Consider the following 22,875-nt stretch of genomic DNA (forward strand, 5'->3'; position numbering starts at 1 on the left):
CCGAGGGTTGGCGTTTTTATGCAGCGCTTACATCACTGCGGCTTCTTGCGACCAAAACCCGGGCGCTGACCGGAACCGGCCGGTGCGCCACGGCGCTTGCCCGACGGCTCGTCCGCCACCAGTTTCAGGCCTGGGCGCTTTTTCGGCGCAGGCTTGGCTGGGCGCTTGGTGCTGGCGTTGTCTGCCGGGCGATCAGAGGGAGCACCACGACCGGCTTCACCGCGATTACCACGACCGCCGCTTGGCGCTTCACCACGGCCGGCAGGGCGCGGCGTGCGGGGCGCACGTTCGCCTTCCTGACGCGATGGCGCGGTTGGACGACGCTCACCTTCAATGTGCGGCTCACGGGAAATACGCCCGCCGGTAGCCGGTGCATTCAGGGCCGGGCGCAGGGTGCGAGCCACGCGCTCGGTGCGCGCAACCGGACGCGACGATTTACGCTGCATACGGTCGAGCTTGTCTTTGCTCTTGGCGTTCATCTGCGGCATCGCGACTGGCGTCAGGCCGACTTCGGCACTGAGGATGTCGACTTCGTACTGGCTCATTTCGCGCCAGCGGCCCATCGGCAGGTCGGAGTTCAAGAACACCGGGCCGAAACGCACGCGCTTCAGGCGGCTGACCACCAGGCCCTGGGATTCCCACAGGCGACGTACTTCACGGTTACGGCCTTCCATCACCACGCAGTGATACCAGTGGTTGAAACCTTCACCGCCTGGAGCCTGCTTGATGTCGGTGAACTTGGCCGGGCCATCTTCCAGCACGACGCCGGCCTTGAGGCGCGCGATCATCTCGTCATCGACTTCGCCACGCACACGCACGGCGTATTCGCGGTCCATCTCGTAGGATGGGTGCATCAGGCGGTTGGCCAGCTCACCGTCGGTGGTGAACATCAGCAAGCCGGTGGTGTTGATGTCGAGACGACCGATGTTGATCCAGCGGCCTTCTTTTGGCTTAGGCATCTTGTCGAACACGGTCGGACGGCCTTCCGGGTCGTCACGGGTGCAGATTTCGCCATCGGGCTTGTTGTACATGATCACGCGGCGCACCGATTCGGCGGCCTCTTCACGCTTGATGACCTTGCCATCAATGGTGATTGCATCGTGCAGGTCGACGCGCTGGCCGAGGGTGGCCTCGACGCCGTTGACCTTGATGCGCTTCTGGGTGATCCAGGCTTCGACGTCGCGGCGCGAGCCCACGCCGATACGCGCCAGCACCTTTTGCAGTTTTTCGCCTGCAGGGCCGATTTCCTGGCTGTCGTTCTGGTCTTTGTCGTTCATCTTAAGCACCTCCCGGTGGGTCGATTCAGGCGTGGCCTGAAGAGTGTTGAAAGCGGGGCTTTGGGCGAATACATCGCCAAAGGGTCGCGAATCATACGCGCATGGCGCGCGCTGCGCATCAGAGACTAGTCGATAAGTGCCGAGTCAGCGGCTTTTCCGCCGACCGGTGGTGCCCACCGGCTGTAGGAGCGAGCTTGCTCGCGAAAATCGTCAACGATAACGCGGGGAATCTGATTGTCTGCGGTGTTCTTGGGTTTTTCGCGAGCAAGCTCGCTCCTACAAGGTGGGCGTCAGTCGTCGAACTGGCGGCGCTCGGCCTCGATGGCTTCGGCCAGGGCGCGCGCTTCGTCTTCTTCGTCGCTCAGCGGTGGTTGTTCGAGGGCGGCGACGGCCGCCAGGAGTTTTTCGCGGGCTTGGGCGACGCCGAGAATGTCTTCCTCAGGTTCCGCTTCGGGCTCTGGCTCGACTTCAACATTCACCTGGCTTTCGGGCTCGGCCGCGCCATCACGCAGCAAGTCATCGAAGTCGGTCTTGATGCCCTGCTCCATGTCGTCCAATTCCAGCAGCAAGGTGTGGAAACTGGTTTCGTCCTTCGGCTCTTCCGGCTCGGCGGTGGCGTCGGCCAGTTCCTGCAGGCTCGCCGGGACCGGGGCGTCGTCGAAGTCGAGTACCGGCTCGGTTTCCATCTCGCGCAATTCGGCCAGCGGTGGCAGGTCGTCGAGGTTTTTCAGGTTGAAGTGGTCGAGGAACACCTTGGTGGTAGCGAACATCGCCGGTTTGCCGGGCACGTCGCGGTAACCGACGATACGAATCCACTCGCGCTCCAGCAACGTCTTGACGATATGGCTGTTGACGGCCACGCCGCGCACGTCCTCGATTTCGCCGCGGGTGATCGGCTGGCGATAGGCGATCAGCGCCATGGTTTCCAGCATCGCCCGTGAGTACCGCTGCGGGCGTTCTTCCCACAAGCGGCCGACCCACGGGGAAAATTTCTCTCGGATCTGCAGGCGATAACCCGACGCCACTTCGCGCAGCTCAAAGGCGCGGCCGTCGCAGGACTTGCGCAGGATCTCCAGGGCTTTCTTGAAGACCGGCGGTTCGGGGCGTTCGGCCTCTTCAAAGAGTTCGAACAGGCGCTCCAAAGATTGCGGCTTACCCGAGGCCAGAAGAAAGGCCTCCAGCAGCGGGGCCAGTTCGCGGGGTTCAGTCAGATTCATCGATTCAGCTCGTTATTCGGCTCGCGCCCGCACGTGGATAGCCGCAAAAGGCTCATTCTGGACCAGCTCGACCAAGGACTCCTTGACCAGCTCAAGGATCGCCATAAAGGTCACCACCACCCCCAGGCGCCCTTCTTCGGCGGTGAACAGCTCGACAAACGGCACAAAACCGCCGCCCTTGAGGCGTTCGAGCACATCGCTCATGCGCTCGCGGGTCGACAACGCCTCGCGGCTGACCTGGTGGTGTTCAAACATGTCGCCACGGCGCAGCACCTCGGCCATCGACATCAGCAACTCTTCCAGACTCACGTCCGGCAACAGCTTGCGCGCCCGGGCTTCCGGCGCATCGAGCTTGGGCACCACCACATCGCGGCCCACGCGGCTGAGGCCGTCGATGCCTTCGGCGGCGGCCTTGAAGCGTTCGTACTCCTGCAGGCGTCGGATCAGTTCGGCGCGCGGGTCGTCTTCTTCGGCCTCGACCGTCTCCGAGCGCGGCAACAGCATGCGCGACTTGATCTCGGCGAGCATCGCGGCCATCACCAGGTACTCGGCGGCCAGTTCCAGGCGCACCGACTGCATCAGCTCGACATAGCCCATGTACTGGCGGGTGATTTCCGCCACCGGGATGTCGAGGATGTTGATGTTCTGCTTGCGGATCAAATACAGCAGCAAATCCAGCGGGCCTTCGAAGGCCTCGAGGAACACCTCCAGGGCATCCGGCGGGATGTACAGGTCCAGCGGCATTTCCATGACCGCCTGGCCATACACCATGGCAAACGGCAGTTCCTGCTGGGCGCCGGCCTGGCTGTCGACGGTTTCCACGGCCGACATTCAGGCCTCGGCCATAAACGGCGCGGGGTCGCCGCAGCCGACACGGATCACTTCGGGGTCGCCGTCGGCCAGGTTGATCACGGTGGACGCCTTGCCGCCGCCGAAACCGCCGTCGATGATCAGGTCGACGTGTTTTTCCAGCAGTTGGCGCATTTCGTAGGGGTCTTCCAGCGGTTCGGTGGCGCCGGGCATGATCAACGACACGCTCATCAGCGGCTCGCCCAACTCGGCCAGCAGCGCCAGGGCGATCGGGTGTTCCGGCACGCGCAGGCCGATGGTGCGCTTCTTCGGGTGCAGCAGCAGGCGCGGCACTTCGCGGGTGGCGTTGAGAATAAAGGTGTACGGCCCCGGCGTGTGGGCCTTGAGCAGGCGGAAGGTGCCGGTGTCGACCTTGGCGAACAGGCCCAATTGGGACAGGTCGCTGCAGATCAGCGCGAAGTTGTGCTTGTCGTCCAACTGACGCAGGCGTCTGACACGCTCGACCGCGTTTTTGTCGCCGATCTGACAACCGATGGCGTAGGACGAATCAGTTGGATAGATCACCACGCCACCGGCGCGAATGATCTCCACGGCCTGTTTGATCAGGCGTGGCTGAGGGTTTTCCGGATGAATCTGGAAGAATTGACTCACGTGCTCTACCTGTTCAGACGGTGGCAATAATGGGGTCATGCTTGAATCGCCCCCACAAGAGCGGCAAGTCTTCCGGGACCGGGCGATATTCGCCGATCTCGGACCAGCCGCCTGGGCCATGAAAGTCACTGCCGGCGCTGACCAGCAGACCAAATTCGCGGGCAAGAATCGCCAGGCTGCCAACCTGTTCGGCGGGTTGATGCCCGTTGACCACTTCAATTGCGTGGCCGCCCGCACCAATATAGTCGCCAATCAGCTTGCGACGCTTGCTGCGGGTGAAATCGTAATGCCAGGGATGTGCCAGGCTGACCCAGGCCCCGGAGGCCCGCAGGGTCTCGACGGTGTCGTCCAAGGTCGGCCAATGCTGCTTGACGTCGCCCAGTTTGCCGGCGCCCAGCCATTTGCGAAAGGCTTCGGCGCGGTCCCGGACAAACCCTTCGCGTACCATCCAGTCGGCGAAATGCGGCCGGGCCGGCGCGTTGCCGCTGTCGCCCAGTTCCTGCTGGATGGCCCGGGCGCCATCGAGGGCGTTGGGCATACCTTTAAGGCCGAGCTTGCGGCTTATTTCTTCGGAACGCAGCCAGCGGCCAGCGTGCAATTGAGCGATGGCCTCCACCAGCGCGGGGGCTTTTTGGTCAAAACCGTAGCCGAGCACATGAATGGTGGCGCCGCCCCAGGTGCAGGACAATTCCACGCCGTTGACCAGTTGCATACCCAGCGCCTGGGCGGCTTCGCGGGCCTCGTCGAGGCCTTCGAGGGTATCGTGGTCGGTCAACGACAGGACTCGCACGCCTTTTTCAAACGCACGCGCAACCAATACCGCAGGCGCCAGGGCGCCATCGGAGGCCGTGCTGTGGCAGTGCAAATCAACATTCACGGAAGTGTGTAACCTCAAGTCAGGTGGCGCTTTCGCTACCAAGGATGTTTGTTATTATGCCGCCACATCCAGCTTCTGGCTCTTACTGTGAAACAATTCATCGACTTCATCCCGCTGTTGCTGTTTTTCATCGTTTACAAACTCGACCCCAGGGTCATCGATCTCGCCGGCCATGAACTGACCTTCGGAGGCATCTACAGCGCCACCGCCGTGCTGATCATCAGCTCCATCGTGGTCTACGGCGCCATCTTCATCTCCCAGCGCAAACTCGAAAAAAGCCAATGGCTGACCCTGGTCGCCTGCCTGGTCTTCGGCAGCCTGACCCTGGCCTTCCACAGCGAAACCTTCCTTAAATGGAAAGCCCCGGTGGTGAACTGGCTGTTCGCCCTGGCGTTTATCGGTAGCCACTTCGTTGGCGATCGCCTGTTGATCAAGCGCATCATGGGCCATGCCCTGACCCTGCCGGAACCGGTGTGGACACGCCTGAACGTGGCCTGGATCGTGTTTTTCCTGTTCTGCGGCGGCGCCAACCTGTTCGTGGCCTTCACCTTCCAGGACTACTGGGTCGACTTCAAGGTGTTCGGCAGCCTGGGCATGACCGTATTGTTCCTGGTCGGCCAGGGCATCTACCTGTCGCGCCACCTGCATGAAACCGACTCCACTACGCCGAAAACCGAGGACTGACATGCTCTACGCCATCATTGCCACCGACGTTGCCAACTCGCTGGAAAAACGCCTGTCCGTGCGCCCGGCCCACGTCGAGCGCCTGAAAGTGCTGCAGGCCGAAGGCCGCATCGTGTTGGCCGGCCCGCACCCGGCGATCGACAGCAACGACCCGGGCGCCGCCGGTTTCACCGGTAGCCTGATCGTTGCCGAGTTCGCGTCCCTGGCCGATGCCCAAGCCTGGGCCAAGGCTGACCCGTATGTGGCGGCCGGCGTCTACGCGGATGTAGTGATCAAACCGTTCAAGCAAGTCCTGCCTTGACCCCGGTCGCGCCGAACCAATTCGGTTCGGCGCACTCCTAATTGCTCATTATTCTGGGTAACCTGCCGACAACGTTCTGAATATTCGTGTGGAATCAGGAGTTCCGATGCGCTTACGTCAGTTGTGTCTGTTGGCAGTGTTAATGATCGGGGCTACGGCCCACGCTGAAGAAACCTCGAACACCGGCAGTTCTACGCCCCTGTCCTTGAGTGCCGGCAGCCAGATCACCGAATTGCAGCAACGCTTGAAAGAAAGCGAACGGCTGCGTGAAGAACTGAGCAAGCAACTGCAAACCACGGATGCTGCCCGGGAAAGCGCCCAACTGAGTCGCTTGCGCCAAGAGAATCAACGCCTGGCCCAGCAACTCAAAGAGACACAGGGCGGCGGCTTGACCCGATGGCTGACCGAGCAACAGCAGTGGTTTGTCACCGGCGCAGCCGTCGCACTGATCGCCTTGCTGTGTGGAATCTTCGCCAGTGGTGGGCACCGTCGCCGTCGACAATGGCTAAATTGAGTGAGTCATGAGCGAGCTGTTACTGATAGATGATGACCAGGAGCTCTGCGAGCTGCTGACCAGTTGGTTGAGCCAGGAAGGCTTCCAGGTGCGCGCCTGCCACGACGGTTTGAGCGCCCGCAAAGCCTTGGCCGACAGCGCCCCGGCGGCCGTGGTGCTCGACGTGATGCTGCCCGACGGCAGTGGTCTGGAGCTGCTCAAGCAATTGCGCAACGACCATCCGGAGCTGCCGGTGCTGATGCTGTCGGCCCGGGGCGAGCCGCTGGACCGTATCCTCGGCCTGGAACTGGGCGCCGACGACTACCTGGCCAAGCCCTGTGACCCACGGGAGCTGACTGCCCGCCTGCGCGCAGTGTTGCGCCGCAGCCACCCGGCCGCCGTGTCGACCCAGCTGGAACTGGGCGACCTGTGCTTCAGCCCGGTGCGCGGCGTGGTCAGCATCGACAATCAGGAATTCACCCTCACCGTTTCCGAAAGCCGCCTGCTCGAAGCCTTGCTGCGTCAGCCCGGCGAACCGCTGGATAAACAGGAACTGGCGCAGATTGCCCTCGGCCGCAAGCTGACCCTCTATGATCGCAGCCTCGACATGCACGTCAGCAACCTGCGCAAAAAGATCGGCCCGCACCCGGATGGCCGGCCACGGATCGTGGCGTTGCGCAGCCGCGGCTACTACTACAGCCTATGAGCCCAGCAACACTCTGATCCCACATTTGATCTGCTCGGCCCCCAGGGTTTTGTCAGCTTCCAGCAAAACCCTCTTTACCCAAGCTTTACCCACACCTGACCGCCGCTGACCTTGATCTCCGTAATCTACTCACATCCGGACTCACCGGAATAGAGACAGGAGAATCACCATGCGCAAGACCCTAATCGCCCTGATGTTCGCCGCAGCCCTGCCCACCGTGGCCATGGCAGCAATGCCTGAAGGCCCAGGCCCGATGGGCGGCCCTGAAGGCCACATGATGGGTGGCCCAGGCTTTGACGGTGAACACGGTCCGCGTGGCAAAGGTGGCCCGTTCAGCCAGCTGGATTTGAGTAAGGAACAACGCCAGCAGATCGGCAAGCTGATGGGCGACCAATGGCACGCTCGCAAAGACCTGGTCAAAAAGTACCTGGACAAACTCCCGGCCGCTGACCAGAAAGCCATGCAGGATGAAATCGCCGCCGGCAGGCAGAAAACCCAGGCCGACGTCCGTGCCGTGCTCAAGCCCGACCAGCAGAAGAAATTCGACGAGATCGTCAAGAAGCAAGAACAACGCCGCGCCGAGTGGAAGGAATTCCAGGCATGGAAAGCGCAGCAGCCGCAAAAAGCGCAATAATGTTCTAGCTTCACTGCCCCAGCCCAGCGGTTCGCGCCGCTGGGCTTTTCCTGTTTGAGGGTTTCCTGTGCGTTCATTGTTCTGGCGTATCCTGGCCAGTTTCTGGCTGGCCATCGCCTTGGTTGCCGGGCTGTCGATCCTGCTTGGGCATATGCTCAACCAGGACGCCTGGATTCTCAGCCGCCATCCCGGCCTCAATAACCTGGCCCAAGAGTGGACCCAACTCTACGAAGCCCAGGGCGAAGACGCCGCGCAGGACTTGCTGCAACAGCGCAAGCGCCAGTACCACATTGACGTGCAAGTACTCAACGAAAGCGGCGAGCCCGTGGTACGCGGCACCTTTCCGCGCCGCGCCGCCGCCTTCGAAGCCCGGCAGAACGACAGCAAGGACGGCCACCTGCCCTGGCGGCGCCTGACCGCCGAGTACACCAGCGAGAAAACCGGCGACACCTACCTGCTGATCTACCGCATCCCCCATCCGGAACTGGACGCCTGGCACCGCAGCAGCCTGGCGTGGCCGTTGAGCGCATTGGCGATTGCCCTGGTGGTGCTGACCCTGTTCAGCCTGCTGGTGACGCTGTCCATCACCCGCCCCTTGAGCCGTCTGCGCGGCGCGGTGCATGACCTCGGGCAGGCCACCTACCAGCAGAACAGCCTGGCGCAACTGGCCAACCGCCGCGATGAGTTCGGCGTCCTCGCCAACGACTTCAACCGCATGGGCGCGCGCCTGCAGAGCCTGATCGGCAGCCAGCGCCAGTTGCTGCGGGACGTGTCCCACGAACTGCGCTCGCCCCTGGCCCGCCTGCGTATCGCCCTGGCCCTGGCCGAACGTGCCGGCCCCGAGGAGCGCGAAAAACTCTGGCCACGCCTGACCCGCGAGTGTGACCGCCTGGAAGCGCTGATCAGCGAAATCCTGGTGCTGGCCCGGGTCGATGCCGACAACGCCAGCGCCGAAGAGGTGGACCTCATCGCGCTGCTCAAGACCCTGCAAAAGGACGCCCAACTCAGCGCGCCGGACCAGGTGGTGCAACTGAACGCCGATCCCGACCTGCGCCTCAAAGGCTGGCCGACCATGATCGAACGCGCCGTGGATAACCTGCTGCGCAATGCCCAGCGCTTCAACCCGCCAGGCCAACCGATCGAATTGCAGGCGCGCCGCCTGGGCGAACGCATTCTGATCAGCGTGCGCGATCACGGCCCCGGCGTCGAAGCCGAGCACCTGAGCCAACTAGGCGAGCCGTTCTACCGCGCCCCCGGCCAAACGGCGCAGGGCCACGGCCTGGGCCTGGCGATTGCACGGCGTGCAGCGGAACGGCATGGCGGCAACCTGATCCTGGCCAATCATCCCGACGGTGGTTTCAGCGCCAGTATCGACCTGCCATTGACGCCGGGAGTTGTCACACCGGTGTGATGATCTTCTATAGTGGCCCTTCTCTTATGGAGGGCCTTCGATGACTGACCTGCTGACGCCCATCCAAGCCGCACTCGATCTACCGCGCACCCCGCTGACCTCGACCGGGGCCGGCGCCCTGCCGTCGATCTTCGCCGTGAGCGACCTGGCCTGCGCCAGCATCGGCGCCGCCGGCCAGGCGGTTGCCCAACTCATCCTGCAACAGACCGGGCGCTTGCCCAGCGTGAGCGTGGACCGACGCCTCGCCTCGTTCTGGTTCTCTTCTTCGATCCGCCCCACAGGCTGGCAAGTACCACCACTGTGGGATCCGGTGGCCGGCGACTATGCCAGCGCCGACGGCTGGATTCGCTTGCACACCAACGCGCCCCATCACCGTGCGGCTGCCGAGCGGGTGCTGGGCCACGTCGCTGACCGTGCCGAGATGGCGAGCAAGGTCGCCGCGTGGAACGCTGCCGAGCTGGAGCAGGCGATTGTCGATACCGGCGGTTGTGCCGCGCAGATGCGGTCGTGGCAGGCCTGGCAGCAACATCCCCAAGGCTTGGCGGTGAATGCCGAGCATCTGGTTCAGCGCCAAACTTTTGAACCCGCTGCCAACAGGCCCTGGCGCGGCTCGGCGGCCCGCCCGCTGGCCGGCCTCAAAGTGCTGGACCTGACCCGCGTGCTGGCCGGCCCCGTGGCCAGTCGTTTTCTCGCCGGGCTGGGCGCGGACGTGTTGCGCATCGACTCGCCGACCTGGAACGAGCCGGGCGTGGTGCCGGAAATGACTCTGGGCAAACGCTGTGCGCGCCTGGACCTGAAAACCGCCACAGACCGCCAGGTTTTCGAAGGGTTGCTCAAAGACACCGACATCCTGTTCCACGGTTACCGCGCCGATGCCCTCGAACAATTGGGCTACACCGCCAGCGCATTGCAACAGCTCGCCCCCGGCCTGATCGACGTGAGCCTCAACGCCTATGGCTGGAGTGGCCCGTGGCGCAACCGCCGGGGCTTCGACAGCCTGGTGCAGATGAGCTGCGGCATCGCCGACGCGGGCATGGCATGGAAACACACGGATAAACCTGTGCCGCTGCCGTTGCAGGCGCTGGATCACGCCACCGGCTACTTGATGGCGGCCAGCGCGATCCAGGCCCTGCGCGAGCGCTTGGCGTCCGGCCGTGGCGGCTCGGCGCGATTATCGTTGGCGCGCACGGCAAAATGCTTGATGGAGGCCGGGCCGGTTCCGGAGCAACCGCCATTGCGGGCCGAAGCCCTCGAAGATCAGGGGCTGGTGGTGGAGCAAACCGCCTGGGGACCGGCGCACCGATTGCTCGCGCCGCTGACCATCAGCGGCACACCGTTGCAGTGGGATTTGCCGGCAGGGGAATTGGGGTCGCACCGGCCTCGCTGGTGACCTGAGACCGCCATCACGGGCGTGCCCGCGATGAGGCCCACACGATCAAGCCACCCTGCTCATAACGACAACACCCCGCTATACAGCCCATACGCCGCCAACCCCGCGCCCGCCATCACACAGGCGAAAATGCCTTTTTCCACATGGGTAAACAACGGCTGGCCCTGCTCGCGCTTGGCCAGGGCAAACAACACCACGCCCGGCGCATACAGCAACGCCGACAGCAGCAGGTACTTCAGCCCACCGGCGTAGAGCAGCCACACCGCGTAGCTCAGTGCAATCAGGCCCACCAGCAGATCTTTCAGGCGCTGGCGCTGGGCACCTTCGTAGGTTTCTCCGCGCCCGCTCAACAACACCGCGTAGGCCGCCGACCACAGGTAAGGCACCAGGATCATGGACGAGGCCAGGTAAATCAGGGTGGTGTAGGTGCTTTCGGAAAACAGCGTGATGACCAGGAATATCTGGATCATCACATTCGTCAGCCACAGGGCGTTGACCGGCACCTGGTTGGCGTTTTCCTTTTTCAGGAAGGCCGGCATGGTCTTGTCATGGGCCGTGGCGTAGAGAATTTCCGCGCAGAGCAGCGCCCATGACAGCAACGCGCCCAACAGCGATACCGCCAAACCGATGCTGATCAGCAGCGCGCCCCACGGCCCGACGATGTGCTCCAGCACGCCGGCCAGGGACGGGTTCTGCAATTTCGCCAGTTCCGGCTGGCTCATGATGCCCAGGGAGAGCAGGTTCACCAGCACCAGCAGCGCCAGCACGCCGAGAAACCCGATCACCGTGGCCCGGCCCACATCCGAACGTTTCTCCGCCCGTGCCGAATACACGCTGGCGCCCTCGATGCCAATAAACACGAACACCGTGACCAGCATCATATTGCGCACCTGGTCCACCACACTGCCGAATTGCGGCTTGCCCAAGCCCCATATGTCAGCCGTGAAGATATCCGCCTTGAATGCCACGCCGGCGATGACCACGAACATCAGCAACGGTACGAGCTTGGCCACGGTGGTGATCTGGTTGATGAACGCCGCCTCCTTGATCCCGCGCATCACTAGGAAATGCACGGCCCACAGCAACAACGAGGCGCAGCCGATGGCCACCGGCGTATTGCCCTCGCCGAACACCGGAAAAAAGTAGCCAAGGGTGCTGAACAGCAACACGAAGTAGCCGACATTGCCCATCCACGCACTGATCCAGTAACCCCAGGCGGACGAGAAGCCCATGTAGTCGCCGAAACCGGCCTTGGCGTAGGCATACACCCCGGAATCCAGCTCGGGTTTGCGGTTGGCCAGGGTCTGGAACACAAACGCCAGGGTCAGCATACCCACGGCTGTAATCGCCCAGCCGATCAATACCGCGCCGACTTCGGCGCGCGCGGCCATATTTTGTGGCAAGGAAAAAATCCCCCCGCCGATCATGGAGCCCACCACCAGGGCGATCAAGGCGCTGAGTCGAAGCTTTTCAGACGATTGCGACATGAACTCTCCAGAGTCAAAAACAAATGAGCGAACGACTGTGTACTCAACTAATTTGCACGAGAGCTCCCGCGTTTATCAGGTATCGCGAACAAAACGCGGGTTCTAATAACCCAAAGGCATGTCAATAACTAGAGTTTAGGCAAATTTATAAATTAAATAAGTATTGAATTTTACGAACATCAGCGGTTTGCCGAGTCACCCCGGAAAAAGTTTGCACATTCACAGAAAGGGGCTAGCTTAAATCGTCTCTGCAATCAGCAAACCTTAACAATAAAAGCGCATAAAGGCTCTGCCACGAGGGTCTGCGCCAGGCTATTGCGCCCGCACTGTTTTCGGCCTAAGTCATTAATTCACAATGGAATGTGCCAATGATGTGATCTAAGTCAGTTGCTTGAATAGCACGCAGAATTATTCTGTGCTCTCTCTTCTCCTGCATTGGAGTTATGCAATGTCTGAATCTCCCGGAAAACTTCGACTTGGTGCACTGGTTGCACTTGTCGTGGGCTCAATGATTGGCGGCGGGATCTTCTCTCTGCCGCAAAACATGGCAGCCAGCGCCGATGTCGGTGCCGTTCTGATCGGTTGGGTGATTACCGCTGTAGGTATGTTGACCCTGGCGTTTGTGTTCCAGACCCTGGCCAACCGCAAACCCGACCTCGACGGCGGCGTATACGCCTATGCCAAGGCCGGTTTCGGCGACTACATGGGCTTCTCCTCTGCCTGGGGTTACTGGATCAGCGCCTGGCTGGGCAACGTCGGTTACTTCGTACTCTTGTTCAGCACCCTCGGCTACTTCTTCCCGATCTTTGGCGAGGGCAACACCCCGGCCGCAGTGATTGGCGCCTCGGTGCTGCTGTGGGCCGTGCATTTCCTGGTACTGCGCGGGATCAAGGAAGCGGCGTTCATCAACCTCGTGACCACCGTCGCCAAGGTCGTGCCGCTGGTGCTGTTCGTGCTGATTGCGGTGTTTGCATTCAAGCTGGACATCTTCACCGCTGACATCTGGGGCCTGAAAAACCCCGACCTGGGCAGCGTGATGAACCAGGTGCGCAACATGATGCTGGTCACCGTATGGGTGTTCATCGGCATCGAAGGCGCGAGCATCTTCTCGGCGCGGGCCGAAAAACGCAGCGACGTGGGCAAGGCCACCGTGATCGGTTTTATCACCGTGCTGCTGTTCCTGATGCTGGTCAACGTGCTGTCCCTGGGCATCATGACCCAACCGGAACTGGCCAAGCTGCAGAACCCGTCGATGGCGGCCGTGCTGGAGCACGTCGTGGGCCACTGGGGCGCCGTGTTGATCAGCGTCGGCCTGGTCATCTCGCTGCTCGGCGCGCTGCTGTCGTGGGTGTTGCTGTGCGCGGAGATCATGTTCGCCGCCGCCAAGGACCACACCATGCCGGAGTTCCTGCGCCGCGAAAACGCCAACCACGTGCCGGCCAATGCCCTGTGGCTGACCAACGCACTGGTCCAGGTGTTCCTGGTGATTACCCTGTTTTCCGCCAGCACGTACCTGTCGCTGATCTACCTCGCCACCTCGATGATCCTGGTGCCTTACCTGTGGTCGGCAGCTTATGCGCTGCTGCTGGCGGTACGTGGCGAGACCTACGAAAACGCCCCGGCCGAGCGCAGAAAGGACCTGATCATCGGCGCGATCGCGCTGATCTACGCGGTCTGGCTGCTCTACGCCGGCGGCACCAAATACCTGCTGCTCTCCGCCCTGCTCTATGCCCCTGGCGCGATCCTGTTCGCCAAGGCCAAGCATGAACTGGGCAAACCGATTTTCACCAACGTCGAGAAGCTGATTTTCGCCGCAGTGGTTGTTGGCGCCCTGGTGGCTGCCTATGGCCTCTACGCCGGCTTCCTGACTATGTAATTATTGTTCACTGGAGGATCTGTAATGACCACGGAAAAAGTGAAGTACGGCGTACATTCCGAAGCCGGCAAACTGCGCAAAGTCATGGTGTGCTCCCCAGGTTTGGCCCACCAGCGGCTGACCCCCAACAACTGCGATGAACTGCTGTTCGATGACGTGCTGTGGGTGGCCCAGGCCAAGCGCGACCATTTCGACTTTGTCACCAAGATGCGCGAGCGGGACATTGATGTGCTGGAAATGCACAACCTGCTGACCGATATCGTCGCCATGCCCGAAGCCCTGGACTGGATTCTGGAACGCAAGATCACCGCCAATACAGTGGGTCTGGGCCTGGTCGATGAAGTCAGCTCCTGGCTGCGCAGTCTGGAGCCGCGCAAAACCGCCGAGTTCCTGATTGGTGGCGTATCGGCCGATGACCTGCCGAGCAGCTTCGGCGGCAAGACCATCGAGATGTTCCGCGATTTCCTCGGCCACTCCAGCTTCATTCTGCCGCCGCTGCCCAACACCCAGTTCACCCGCGACACCACTTGCTGGATCTACGGTGGCGTGACGCTGAACCCGATGTACTGGCCGGCGCGACGTCAGGAAACCCTGCTGGCCAGCGCCATCTACAAATTCCACCCCGAGTTTACCAACGCGGACTTCCAGATCTGGTACGGCGACCCTGACCTGGAACACGGTGCCGCCACGCTGGAAGGCGGTGACGTCATGCCAATTGGCAATGGCGTCGTGTTGATCGGCATGGGCGAGCGCTCGTCCCACCAGGCCATCGGCCAGTTGGCGCGCAACCTGTTCAAAAACAAAGCCGTGGAACGGGTGATCGTTGCCGGCCTGCCAAAATCCCGCGCGGCGATGCACCTGGACACCGTGTTCAGCTTCTGTGACCGCGATCTGGTCACCATCTTCCCTGAAGTGGTCAACCAGATCGTCGCCTTCACCCTGCGCCCTGACGAAAGCAAGCCGCACGGCATCGATATCCAACGGGAGAAAACCAACTTCCTCGATACCGTGGCCGCAGCGCTCAACCTCAAGGCCTTGCGCGTCGTCGAAACCGGCGGCAACAGCTTCGCTGCCGAGCGCGAGCAGTGGGATGACGGCAACAACGTCGTGGCCCTGGAGCCTGGCGTGGTGATCGGCTATGACCGCAACACTTCCACCAACACCCTGCTGCGCAAGGCCGGCGTGGAAGTCATCACCATCAGCGCCGGTGAACTCGGCCGTGGCCGTGGCGGCGGCCACTGCATGACCTGCCCGATCATCCGCGACCCTATCGATTATTAATTTTCCAGCCTTGGCCGCCGCTCACAAGGCGTCGGCCAAGGGGATAACCTAAACAGAAGGAGATCCACCATGGCTTTCAACATGCGCAACCGCAGCCTGCTCTCGCTGATGCACCACACCACTCGCGAGCTCAACTACCTGCTGGACCTGTCCCGCGACCTCAAACGCGCCAAATACACCGGCACCGAGCGTCCGCACTTGCAGGGCAAGAACATTGCGCTGATCTTCGAAAAAACCTCGACCCGCACCCGTTGCGCATTCGAAGTAGCGGCCCACGACCAGGGCGCCCACGTCACCTATATCGACCCGGTGTCGTCGCAGATCGGCCACAAAGAAAGCATGAAAGACACCGCCCGCGTCCTCGGCCGGATGTTCGATGCCATTGAATACCGTGGCTTCGCGCAGGAAATCGTCGAAGAGCTGGCCAAGTTCGCCGGTGTGCCGGTGTTCAACGGCCTGACCGCCGAATTCCACCCGACCCAAATGATCGCCGACACCCTGACCATGCGCGAACACTGCGACAAGCCGCTGCATGACATCAGCTACGCCTACCTGGGCGACGCCCGCTACAACATGGGCAACTCGCTGCTGATGATCGGCGCCAAGCTGGGCATGGACGTGCGCATCGGCGCGCCGAAAGCCCTGTGGCCACACGAAGATTTCATCAAGCAGTGCCAGGCCTTTGCCGAGGAAAGCGGCGCGCGCATCACCATCACCGAAGACCCTGTCGCGGCGGTGAAAGGCGTGGACTTCATCCACACCGATATCTGGGTGTCCATGGGCGAGCCGGTGGAAGCGTGGGACGAGCGTATCGAGCAACTGCTGCCGTACCAGGTCAACGCCAAGATGATGAAAGCCTCGGGCAACCCTCGGGTGAAATTCATGCACTGCCTGCCGGCCTTCCATAACAGCGAAACCAAGGTTGGCAAGGACATCGCCGCGCGTTATCCGAACCTGGCCAATGGCGTGGAAGTGACCGAAGAGGTGTTTGAATCTCCGGCCAACATCGCCTTTGAGCAAGCGGAAAACCGCATGCACACCATCAAGGCGATCCTGGTATCGACGTTGGCGGATATCTGATTTCGACACAACGTCTACTGTAGGAACACGGTCAAAATGTGGGAGGGGCGGTGCGACGATTCGACTTGCCCCCGATAGCGGTGTATCAGTCGACACAAGTATTGAATGTTAGCCCGCCATCGGGAGCACGCGCCCTCCCACACTTAGTCCTGTGTTCACACGCTGAACTCTAGAAGGATTGCATTATGCGTATCGTCGTTGCTCTGGGCGGTAACGCCCTACTCCGCCGTGGTGAACCCATGACAGCGGACAACCAACGCGCCAATATCCGAATCGCCACCGAACAGATTGCCAAGATCCATTCCGGCAACGAGCTGGTGATCGCCCACGGTAACGGCCCGCAAGTCGGCCTGCTGTCGTTGCAGGCGGCGGCCTACACCAGCGTCTCGCCGTACCCGCTGGACGTGCTCGGCGCGGAAACCGAAGGCATGATCGGTTACATCATCGAACAGGAACTGGGCAACCTGCTGGACTTCGAAGTCCCGTTTGCCACCCTGCTCACCCAGGTTGAAGTGGACGCCAACGACCCGGCCTTCAAGAAACCCAGCAAACCGATCGGCCCGGTGTACTCCCAGGCCGAAGCCGAGAAACTCGCAGCTGAAAAAGGCTGGACCATCGCCCCGGATGGCGATAAATACCGTCGCGTCGTCGCCAGCCCGCGGCCGAAACGCATCTTCGAAATTCGCCCGATCCAATGGCTGCTGGAAAAAGGCAGCATCGTGATCTGCGCCGGCGGTGGCGGTATCCCGACGATGTATGGCGAAGACGGCAAGCTCAAGGGCATCGAGGCCGTGATCGACAAGGACCTGTGCTCATCGCTGCTGGCTTCGCAACTGGAAGCCGATTTGCTGGTGATTGCCACCGACGTCAATGCCGCCTTTATCGACTTCGGCAAGCCGACCCAGAAGGCCATCGGCCAGGCCCACCCGGATGAAATGGAAAGGCTTGGTTTCGCCGCCGGTTCCATGGGGCCGAAAGTGCAAGCAGCCTGCGAGTTCGCGCGTCAGACTGGCAAAACCGCAGTGATCGGTTCACTCTCCGACATCGAAGCCATCGTCCAGGGCCTGGCAGGCACCCGTATCAGCACGGCGACCCCAGGCATCCGTTATCTGTGAAGTAGAGGAAAAACGCCTATGGCTACCTTTGAACCCGGGCATTTGCACATCGAACGCCACGCGCTGAACGACGCCGACTACAGCTACAACCTGCACATCGACTATGAAGTCAGCCAGCACCCCAATGAAGGCCAGGGGATGCTGTTCACGCTGCATGGCTCGGTGCAGGACAAGGACCTCAAGGAAGAGTTCTTCCTGCCCAAGGACCAGGCATTCGACTTTGCCCGGCATGCGATGAATATCGCGCAGAAGTATGGGATGCCGAAGATCGCGACGCTCAACGGCGACATGCACAAGCAGTACGACTTGATGTTCGAGGACGTGCGGCATCAGTTGAATGTGAAACCGGGCGATCCGGTCAAACCCGAACACCTCGCATAACACGATCCAAATGAGGGAGGGGCTTGCTCCCTCCCCCATTTTTGATCTCCCCCCCTGTCTGGCATACTTGCCGCCTCTCGCTCCCCAGAATTGTCAGCCGCCCCATGCGTATCCACGTCAGCTTCATCGACCGCGTCGGCATTACCCAGGAAGTCCTGGCCTTGCTCGGTGGGCGCAATCTCAACCTAGACGCGGTAGAAATGGTGCCGCCGAATGTCTACATCGACGCGCCGACCCTGAGCGCCGAAGTCCTCGAAGAGCTGCGGGACGCGCTGTTCAGCGTCAACGGCGTGCAGACGGTGACGGTGGTGGACATCCTCCCCGGCCAACGCCGCCACCTGCAACTCGACGCCCTGCTCGCGGCCATGACCGACCCGGTGCTGGCCCTGGACAGCGCGGGTAAGATCCTGCTGGCCAACCCGGCGTTGATCGCCCTGTACGGTCGCGAGCCGGCCGGGGAAAGCATCAGCGAACTGTTCAACGATCCGGCCTTGCTCGACACCTTGCTGGAGCAAGGCTTTCGCTTGCCGCTGCGCGAGATCAGCGTCAACGGCCAGACCTTGCTGCTGGAGGCCACGCCGATCACCGATGCCGGTGCCCTGCTCAGCCTCTACCAGCCCAACCGCATCGGCGAACAGTTGTCGGCCCTGCACCATGACCATGCCGAAGGCTTCGATGCGCTGCTCGGCGATTCGCCGGCGATTCGCACCCTCAAGGCGCGTGCGCAGCGTGTCGCGGTGCTCGACGCACCGCTGTTGATCCAGGGCGAGACCGGCACCGGCAAAGAACTGGTGGCGCGAGCCTGCCACGCCATCAGCGCGCGCTGCAGTGCGCCGTTCCTGGCGTTGAACTGTGCGGCGCTACCGGAAAACCTCGCCGAAAGCGAACTGTTCGGCTACGCCCCCGGCGCCTTCACCGGGGCCCAGCGCGGCGGCAAGCCGGGGCTGATGGAACTGGCCAACCAGGGCACGGTGTTTCTCGATGAGATCGGCGAAATGTCGCCGTACCTGCAGGCCAAGCTGCTGCGTTTTCTCAATGACGGTAGTTTTCGCCGGGTAGGCGGCGACCGTGAAGTGAAGGTGAACGTGCGTATCCTCAGCGCCACCCACCGCGACCTGGAAAAGATGGTCGCCGAGGGCACCTTTCGCGAAGACCTGTTCTATCGCCTCAACGTCCTCAATGTCGAAGTGCCGCCCCTGCGCGAGCGAGGCCAGGACATTCTGCTGCTGGCGCGCTACTTCATGCAGCAGGCCTGCGCGCAGATCCAGCGCCCGATCTGCCGCCTGGCGCCGGGCACTTACCCGGCATTGCTGGGCAACCGCTGGCCGGGCAATGTGCGACAGTTGCAGAACGTGATCTTCCGCGCCGCCGCCATCTGCGAAAGCAGCCTGGTGGACATCGGCGACCTGGACATCGCCGGCACCTCGGTCGCACGCCAGAGCGACAGCGAAATCGACAGTCTGGAGCAGGCCGTGGAAGACTTCGAACGCAGCCTGCTGGAGAAGCTCTACGCCAGCTACCCCTCGACCCGCCAGTTGGCGAGCCGCCTGCACACCTCCCACACCGCTATCGCCCATCGCCTGCGCAAATACGGCATCCCCAACAAACCCTGAGCGGGGCGCCTACAGGGCTCGCATTCCAAATCGGGTCTGAGAACGACATCAACTGTACTGAAAGCGCTACAGCGTAACGATATCGCTACAACCCTGTTTTTTGCGCGCCATGCAAGGCTTTGATCCACATAGGCTTTTTTTCTTGCGGCGAAGTGTAGCGAAATCGCTACAGCCTCAGCCGGTAACGCATTCGTCATTTTTATCAAGTCATTGATTTATAAGTAATTAATGACATTGGCCGCGATATTGCTAAGTAACTCCCCATTATTCCAATCCCGTCCACCAGACGAATCTGGCCCCGAGGAGTTTCCATGAGCGAGTTGCGTTTCACTGAAGATCACGAATGGCTGCGCGCCGAAGCTGACGGCAGCGTCACCGTGGGTATCACCGCGTTCGCGCAAAACGCGCTGGGTGATGTGGTTTTCGTGCAACTGCCGGAGTTGCAGGCCTACGACAAGGGCGCCGAAGCGTCCACCGTGGAATCAGTCAAAGCCGCCAGTGGCGTGTACATGCCGTTGGACGGTGAAGTCCTCGAAGTGAACGCCGAGCTGGAGGGCCGCCCGGAACTGGTCAACGAAGACCCGATGGGCGAAGGCTGGTTCTTCCGCTTTAAACCCGCCGATGCCGATGCAGTGGCTACGCTGTTGGATCAGGATGCGTATGACCGCCTGATCAAAGCCAACGCACAAGCCTGAGGAGCGCGCCATGACGATCAACTTGAGCACCGCCAACGAATTCATCGCCCGCCACATCGGCCCGCGCCAGGAAGATGAGCTGCAGATGCTCGCCAGCCTGGGCTTTGATTCCCTGGAAGGCCTGAGCGCCAGTGTGATCCCGGAAAGCATCAAGGGCACCAGCGTGCTCGGCCTGGAAGATGGCTTGAGCGAAGCCGAGGCCCTGGCCAGGATCAAGGCCATCGCCAGCCAGAACCAACTGTTCAAGACCTACATCGGCCAGGGCTACTACAACTGCCATACGCCGTCGCCGATCCTGCGCAACCTCTTGGAAAACCCGGCCTGGTACACCGCCTACACCCCGTACCAACCGGAGATTTCCCAGGGTCGCCTGGAAGCGCTGTTGAACTTCCAGACCCTGATCAGCGACCTCACCGGCCTGCCGATTGCCAACGCTTCACTGCTTGACGAAGCCACCGCCGCCGCCGAAGCCATGACCTTCTGCAAACGCCTGAGCAAGAACAAAAGCAGCAATGCCTTCTTCGCTTCGATCCACAGCCACCCGCAAACCCTCGACGTGCTACGCACCCGTGCCGAGCCGCTGGGCATCGACGTGGTGGTGGGCGATGAACGCGAACTGAGCGATGTCAGCCCGTTCTTCGGCGCCCTGTTGCAATACCCGGCCAGCAATGGCGACGTGTTTGATTATCGCGAACTGACCGAACGCTTCCACGCCGCCAATGCTCTGGTGGCCGTGGCCGCCGACCTGCTGGCCCTGACCTTGCTGACCCCACCGGGTGAGTTCGGCGCCGACGTGGCCATCGGCAGCGCCCAACGCTTCGGCGTCCCGCTGGGCTTTGGCGGCCCGCACGCGGCGTATTTCTCCACCAAGGATGCGTTCAAGCGCGACATGCCGGGCCGTCTGGTCGGGGTTTCGGTCGACCGCTTCGGCAAGCCGGCCCTGCGCCTGGCCATGCAGACCCGCGAGCAACATATCCGCCGCGAGAAAGCCACCAGCAACATCTGCACCGCCCAGGTCCTGCTCGCCAACATCGCCAGCATGTACGCCGTGTACCACGGCCCGAAAGGCCTGACCCAGATCGCCCAGCGCATTCACCAGTTGACCGCGATCCTGGCCAACGGCTTGCGCGCCCTGGGCCTGAAGGTCGAGCAAGAACACTTCTTCGACACCCTGACCCTCAACACCGGCGCGCGCACCGCCGCCCTGCACGACCAGGCCCGCGCCCAGCGCATCAACCTGCGTGTGGTGGACGGTGAGCGTCTCGGCCTGTCGGTCGACGAAACCACCACCCAGGCCGATATCGAAACCTTGTGGGCACTCTTCGCCGACGGTAAAGCCCTGCCGGACTTCGCCGCCAAGGTCGAAGGCAGCCTGCCGGCCGCGCTGCTGCGTCAGTCGCCGATCCTCAGCCACCCGGTGTTCAACCGTTATCACTCCGAAACCGAGCTGATGCGCTACCTGCGCAAGCTGGCCGACAAGGACCTGGCGCTGGACCGCACCATGATCCCGCTGGGCTCCTGCACCATGAAGCTCAACGCCGCCAGCGAAATGATCCCGGTGACCTGGGCCGAGTTCGGCGCCCTGCACCCGTTCGCCCCAGCCGAACAAAGCGCCGGCTACCTGCAACTGACCACCGAGCTGGAAGCCATGCTCTGCGCGGCCACCGGCTACGATGCCATCTCGCTGCAACCGAACGCCGGTTCCCAGGGCGAATACGCGGGCCTCTTGGCGATTCGTGCCTATCACCAGAGCCGTGGCGATGAGCGCCGCGACATCTGCCTGATCCCGTCATCGGCCCACGGCACCAACCCGGCCACCGCCCACATGGCCGGCATGCGCGTGGTCGTGACCGCCTGCGACAGCCGCGGCAACGTCGACATCGAAGACCTGCGCGCCAAAGCCATCGAGCACCGCGACCACCTCGCCGCGCTGATGATCACCTACCCGTCGACCCACGGCGTGTTCGAAGAAGGTATCCGCGAGATCTGCGGGATCATTCACGACAACGGCGGCCAGGTGTACATCGACGGCGCCAACATGAACGCCATGGTCGGCCTGTGCGCGCCGGGCAAGTTCGGCGGCGACGTGTCCCACCTGAACCTGCACAAGACCTTCTGCATCCCCCACGGCGGTGGCGGCCCGGGCGTTGGCCCGATCGGCGTCAAATCGCACCTGAGCCCATTCCTGCCCGGCCACGCGGCCATGGCACGCAAGGAAGGCGCGGTGTGCGCGGCGCCGTTCGGCAGCGCAAGCATCCTGCCGATCACCTGGATGTACATCAGCATGATGGGCGGCTCGGGCCTCAAGCGCGCTTCGCAGTTGGCGATCCTGAATGCCAACTACATTTCCCGTCGCCTGGAAGAGCACTACCCGGTGCTCTACACCGGCAGCAACGGCCTGGTGGCGCATGAATGCATCCTCGACCTGCGCCCGTTGAAAGACAGCAGCGGCATCAGCGTAGATGACGTGGCCAAGCGCCTGATCGACTTCGGTTTCCACGCGCCGACCATGTCGTTCCCGGTGGCCGGCACCTTGATGATCGAGCCGACCGAAAGTGAATCCAAGGAAGAACTGGACCGCTTCTGCGACGCGATGATCGCCATCCGCGAAGAAATCCGCGCAGTCGAAAACGGCACCTTGGACAAGGACGACAACCCCCTGAAAAACGCCCCGCACACAGCCGCGGAACTGGTGGGCGAATGGAGCCACCCTTACAGCCGTGAACAAGCGGTGTACCCGGTGGCGTCGTTGATCGACGGCAAGTACTGGCCGCCGGTTGGCCGGGTCGACAACGTGTTCGGCGATCGCAACCTGGTGTGCGCGTGCCCGTCGATCGAGAGCTACGCATAACCTGGTCAAGAATGTGGGAGGGGGCAAGCCCCTCCCACACTTTGA

The 22,875-nt window shown here is 62.1% G+C and carries 21 protein-coding genes; 15 read left to right on the forward strand and 6 right to left on the reverse strand.

Annotation, left to right across the window (positions count from 1 at the left end; translation table 11 throughout):
* Nucleotides 1-32 precede the first annotated feature (32 nt).
* The 5 genes from rluB to U5A08_RS23315 form a co-directional block, all read right to left on the reverse strand.
* Nucleotides 33-1,277, reverse strand: a complete 1,245-nt coding sequence (gene rluB / locus U5A08_RS23295; protein ID WP_253398421.1) for a 23S rRNA pseudouridine(2605) synthase RluB — start codon at nucleotides 1,275-1,277, stop codon at nucleotides 33-35.
* A gap of 290 nt (nucleotides 1,278-1,567) precedes the next feature.
* On the reverse strand, nucleotides 1,568-2,494 hold the full coding sequence (gene scpB / locus U5A08_RS23300; protein ID WP_253398423.1) for an SMC-Scp complex subunit ScpB: 927 nt from the start codon (nucleotides 2,492-2,494) through the stop codon (nucleotides 1,568-1,570).
* A gap of 12 nt (nucleotides 2,495-2,506) precedes the next feature.
* Entirely contained in the window at nucleotides 2,507-3,205 is a 699-nt protein-coding gene (locus U5A08_RS23305; RefSeq protein WP_178115112.1) for a segregation and condensation protein A, read from the reverse strand.
* A gap of 120 nt (nucleotides 3,206-3,325) precedes the next feature.
* Complete coding sequence (locus tag U5A08_RS23310; protein WP_017847159.1) at nucleotides 3,326-3,955, reverse strand: L-threonylcarbamoyladenylate synthase; 630 nt, start codon at nucleotides 3,953-3,955, stop codon at nucleotides 3,326-3,328.
* A 13-nt stretch (nucleotides 3,956-3,968) separates the two neighbouring features.
* Entirely contained in the window at nucleotides 3,969-4,832 is an 864-nt protein-coding gene (locus tag U5A08_RS23315) for a PHP domain-containing protein (RefSeq protein WP_247406132.1), read from the reverse strand.
* 87 nt (nucleotides 4,833-4,919) lie between these two features.
* Here U5A08_RS23315 and U5A08_RS23320 point away from each other — a divergent pair, with 87 nt between their 5' ends.
* The 7 genes from U5A08_RS23320 (at nucleotide 4,920) to U5A08_RS23350 (ending at nucleotide 10,451) form a co-directional block, all read left to right on the forward strand.
* Complete coding sequence (locus U5A08_RS23320) at nucleotides 4,920-5,516, forward strand: septation protein A (RefSeq protein ID WP_253398425.1); 597 nt, start codon at nucleotides 4,920-4,922, stop codon at nucleotides 5,514-5,516.
* Nucleotide 5,517: 1 nt separating this feature from the next.
* Complete coding sequence (locus tag U5A08_RS23325) at nucleotides 5,518-5,817, forward strand: YciI family protein (protein ID WP_247406136.1); 300 nt, start codon at nucleotides 5,518-5,520, stop codon at nucleotides 5,815-5,817.
* 106 nt (nucleotides 5,818-5,923) lie between these two features.
* A complete protein-coding gene (locus U5A08_RS23330) occupies nucleotides 5,924-6,331 on the forward strand; it encodes an SH3 domain-containing protein (protein ID WP_247406139.1) in 408 nt (135 codons plus the stop codon).
* Nucleotides 6,332-6,338: 7 nt separating this feature from the next.
* The gene (locus U5A08_RS23335) at nucleotides 6,339-7,016 is read left to right on the forward strand and encodes a response regulator transcription factor (RefSeq protein ID WP_169883602.1); all 678 of its coding nucleotides are present in this window, start codon (nucleotides 6,339-6,341) and stop codon (nucleotides 7,014-7,016) included.
* A 169-nt stretch (nucleotides 7,017-7,185) separates the two neighbouring features.
* Nucleotides 7,186-7,650, forward strand: a complete 465-nt coding sequence (locus U5A08_RS23340) for a Spy/CpxP family protein refolding chaperone (RefSeq protein WP_321848801.1) — start codon at nucleotides 7,186-7,188, stop codon at nucleotides 7,648-7,650.
* Nucleotides 7,651-7,717: 67 nt separating this feature from the next.
* A complete protein-coding gene (locus U5A08_RS23345; RefSeq protein WP_321848803.1) occupies nucleotides 7,718-9,061 on the forward strand; it encodes a sensor histidine kinase in 1,344 nt (447 codons plus the stop codon).
* Nucleotides 9,062-9,101: 40 nt separating this feature from the next.
* Nucleotides 9,102-10,451, forward strand: coding sequence for a CoA transferase (locus U5A08_RS23350; RefSeq protein ID WP_321848805.1), 1,350 nt, complete (start codon nucleotides 9,102-9,104; stop codon nucleotides 10,449-10,451).
* A 59-nt stretch (nucleotides 10,452-10,510) separates the two neighbouring features.
* Here the strand turns inward: U5A08_RS23350 and arcD (U5A08_RS23355) are convergent, their stop codons facing one another.
* Nucleotides 10,511-11,938 carry an arginine-ornithine antiporter gene (gene arcD, locus U5A08_RS23355; protein ID WP_321848806.1) on the reverse strand — a complete coding sequence of 476 codons (1,428 nt, stop codon included), beginning with the start codon at nucleotides 11,936-11,938 and terminating at the stop codon, nucleotides 10,511-10,513.
* Nucleotides 11,939-12,386: 448 nt separating this feature from the next.
* Here arcD (U5A08_RS23355) and arcD (U5A08_RS23360) point away from each other — a divergent pair, with 448 nt between their 5' ends.
* From arcD (U5A08_RS23360) to gcvP, 8 genes are all read left to right on the forward strand, one after another.
* Complete coding sequence (gene arcD / locus U5A08_RS23360; protein ID WP_253398435.1) at nucleotides 12,387-13,814, forward strand: arginine-ornithine antiporter; 1,428 nt, start codon at nucleotides 12,387-12,389, stop codon at nucleotides 13,812-13,814.
* Nucleotides 13,815-13,838: 24 nt separating this feature from the next.
* A complete protein-coding gene (arcA, locus tag U5A08_RS23365) occupies nucleotides 13,839-15,095 on the forward strand; it encodes an arginine deiminase (protein WP_253398437.1) in 1,257 nt (418 codons plus the stop codon).
* A 69-nt stretch (nucleotides 15,096-15,164) separates the two neighbouring features.
* Complete coding sequence (locus U5A08_RS23370) at nucleotides 15,165-16,175, forward strand: ornithine carbamoyltransferase (RefSeq protein ID WP_253398439.1); 1,011 nt, start codon at nucleotides 15,165-15,167, stop codon at nucleotides 16,173-16,175.
* 185 nt (nucleotides 16,176-16,360) lie between these two features.
* Nucleotides 16,361-17,290 carry a carbamate kinase gene (arcC, locus tag U5A08_RS23375; protein ID WP_253398441.1) on the forward strand — a complete coding sequence of 310 codons (930 nt, stop codon included), beginning with the start codon at nucleotides 16,361-16,363 and terminating at the stop codon, nucleotides 17,288-17,290.
* Nucleotides 17,291-17,308: 18 nt separating this feature from the next.
* Nucleotides 17,309-17,671, forward strand: coding sequence for a DUF5064 family protein (locus tag U5A08_RS23380; protein WP_253398443.1), 363 nt, complete (start codon nucleotides 17,309-17,311; stop codon nucleotides 17,669-17,671).
* A gap of 104 nt (nucleotides 17,672-17,775) precedes the next feature.
* Complete coding sequence (locus U5A08_RS23385) at nucleotides 17,776-19,284, forward strand: transcriptional regulator GcsR (protein ID WP_321848810.1); 1,509 nt, start codon at nucleotides 17,776-17,778, stop codon at nucleotides 19,282-19,284.
* 311 nt (nucleotides 19,285-19,595) lie between these two features.
* Nucleotides 19,596-19,979, forward strand: a complete 384-nt coding sequence (gcvH, locus tag U5A08_RS23390) for a glycine cleavage system protein GcvH (protein ID WP_253398448.1) — start codon at nucleotides 19,596-19,598, stop codon at nucleotides 19,977-19,979.
* A gap of 10 nt (nucleotides 19,980-19,989) precedes the next feature.
* Nucleotides 19,990-22,830 (forward strand): aminomethyl-transferring glycine dehydrogenase, encoded by a 2,841-nt coding sequence (gene gcvP, locus U5A08_RS23395; RefSeq protein WP_321848812.1) that lies wholly within the window; start codon nucleotides 19,990-19,992, stop codon nucleotides 22,828-22,830.
* Nucleotides 22,831-22,875: the final 45 nt, after the last annotated feature.

Origin of the sequence: Pseudomonas paraveronii, assembly GCF_963681955.1 — a bacterium.
In the GTDB taxonomy this organism is placed as follows: Bacteria; Pseudomonadota; Gammaproteobacteria; order Pseudomonadales; family Pseudomonadaceae; genus Aquipseudomonas; species Aquipseudomonas paraveronii.